Origin of the sequence: Calidithermus terrae (assembly GCF_003574345.1) — a bacterium.
Lineage (GTDB): Bacteria > Deinococcota > Deinococci > Deinococcales > Thermaceae > Calidithermus > Calidithermus chliarophilus.
Genome location: NZ_QXDL01000387.1, coordinates 1 through 1,841, shown reverse-complemented (window position 1 = coordinate 1,841; position 1,841 = coordinate 1). Strand labels below are relative to the sequence as shown.

General features: G+C 69.5%; 3 protein-coding genes. 2 read left to right on the top strand and 1 reads right to left on the bottom strand.

The window, feature by feature from the left end; translation table 11 throughout:
- Window positions 1–101: 101 nt before the first annotated feature.
- On the bottom strand, window positions 102–665 hold the full coding sequence (locus Mterra_RS20980) for a winged helix-turn-helix transcriptional regulator (protein WP_119316843.1): 564 nt from the start codon (window positions 663–665) through the stop codon (window positions 102–104).
- 79 nt (window positions 666–744) lie between these two features.
- Here Mterra_RS20980 and Mterra_RS20975 point away from each other — a divergent pair, with 79 nt between their 5' ends.
- On the top strand, window positions 745–1,146 hold the full coding sequence (locus tag Mterra_RS20975; RefSeq protein ID WP_218022998.1) for a VOC family protein: 402 nt from the start codon (window positions 745–747) through the stop codon (window positions 1,144–1,146).
- Between the two features lie 10 nt (window positions 1,147–1,156).
- Complete coding sequence (locus Mterra_RS20970) at window positions 1,157–1,582, top strand: VOC family protein (RefSeq protein ID WP_119316842.1); 426 nt, start codon at window positions 1,157–1,159, stop codon at window positions 1,580–1,582.
- Window positions 1,583–1,841 lie beyond the last annotated feature (259 nt).

The following is a 1,841-nucleotide window of genomic DNA, read 5'->3' as shown; positions in this document are numbered from 1 at the left end:
CCTCTCCCCCGACGCGCAGGCCGCGGTGCGCCAGAGCTCGCTGGGGGCCTTTCACCGGGCGATGGGGCTGTGCGCCGTGCTGCTGGGGGCGGGGGCGGTGGTCAACGCGGTGGGCCTGCCGTCCCGCCGGCCAGGCTGAGGGCCAGCGCCCGCACCTCTTCGGCCAGCTCGAGCCCGGCGGGGGTGAGGCGGTAGCCTACGGCCCGCTCGAGCAGCCCCGCCTCTTCCAGGTCTTTGAGCGCCAGGGTGAGTGCGCGGTTGGTGACGCCCGGCAGGGCCCGCAGCAGCTCGGAGAAGCGCTCCTGGCCCTGCGACACCCCCAGCAGCACCGGCAGGCTCCACTTGCGCAGGCCCACCTCCTCCAGGCCCCGGGCCCGCAGCTCGCGCAGCAGCCGCAGGGCCGGGGCCCCCAGCAGCATCCCCTCGGGGGTGAGCAGGTACTCGGGCCGCAGGGGGTGGCCGTGGCCGGTGTTGCGCAGCACCCAGCCCTGGGCGGTGAGGGCCTCTAGGGTGCGCGAGAGCGAGTCCCGGCTGATCCCCAGGCGGTGCACCAGCGTGACGAACTTGCTGCCGTCGGTCTGGTGCAGCTCGGCCAGCAGGGGCAGGGCCCAGCGGTTGTGCGTGAGGTGGGCCAGGGCTTGCAGGGGGGAAAGCTGCGTCAGCATGGCATGAAATCAGCATAGCGCATTTCGCTATTGACATAACGCCGCGCTTGTATAAAAATCGTACTCGAAGGGGGACAACATGACCAAGGAACTGGCTACAAAGTCGGCGGAGGCCATGGGCTACAAGAGCGGCGTGACCATCGCACTGGACGTGAGCGACCTGCAACGCTCCATCGCCTGGTACCGCGACGTGCTCGGCTTCAAGGTGCAGTACGTGCTGCCGGAGCTGGGGTGGTGCGAGCTCGAGACCGCCACCAAGGACACCACCATCGGCCTGTCCGAGGTGCAGGAGGTCAAGCTGGGCAACTGCACGCCCGTCTTCGCGGTGGCCGACATCGAGAAGGCCCGCGGCCACCTCGAGGCCCACCAGGTGCGCTTCGACGGCCCCACCCGCGAGGTGGGGGGCATGGTCAAGCTCGCCACCTTCTACGACCCCGACGGCAACAGCTACATGCTCTCCCAGAGCCTGCCCCAGCAGTGAGGAACCCATCATGATCGCCCCGATCCTTGCCGTAAACGACGTAGACGCCAGCGTGGCCTTCTACACCCGCAAGCTCGGCTTCAAGCACGACTTCAGCTTCGACGGGCCGGACGGGAAGAGCGCCTTCGCCTTCGTCAGCCTGGGCCAGTGCAGCATCGGGCTGAGCCGGGCGCAGGGCCTCGAGGCCCGCGGCCAGGGCGTGGTGCTCATGGCCTACGTCCCCCAGGACTTCGACCTCGAGGCCTACTACGCCGACGTGCAGGCTAAGGGGGTCGCCGTCGTCGAGCCCCTGCAAGAGCAGTACTGGGGCGACCGCAGCTTCACCGTGCACGACCCCGACGGGTACGTGATCTGCCCGACCAAGACGGTCAAGCAGGTGGTGATGGAGGAGATCGCGGCGGCGATGCGGGGGGAGCGCGAGCAGCAAGTTCTCTAACCCAGGTCTGTTTTTCGAGAGGGCGAGCCTATGGTTCGTCCTGTTTTTTTCCTCTTGGCTGGTGGGGGAGAGGCCGGTTCGCGGCGCGGTGGTTTGGCGGGGGCCGCTCCCCCGAGGGACTCCAGGTTACCGGCAGAGCCGGTATGGCCTACGGCCACCCCCTCGCGGGCATGCCGCCGGGCCTCGGTGCCCGCGTACGCGGGGGTGCGGGCCGCACCTTGACTCGGCGGCATGCCCGTCTGCGCCACCCCGCCCACCC

What these genes read in the sequence shown, in the direction of transcription:
- Mterra_RS20980 (WP_119316843.1), bottom strand. Translation starts at nt 665, where the DNA reads ATGCTGACGCAGCTTTCCCCCCTGCAAGCCCTGGCCCACCTCACGCAC.
- Mterra_RS20975 (WP_218022998.1), top strand. Translation starts at nt 745, where the DNA reads ATGACCAAGGAACTGGCTACAAAGTCGGCGGAGGCCATGGGCTACAAG.
- Mterra_RS20970 (WP_119316842.1), top strand. Translation starts at nt 1,157, where the DNA reads ATGATCGCCCCGATCCTTGCCGTAAACGACGTAGACGCCAGCGTGGCC.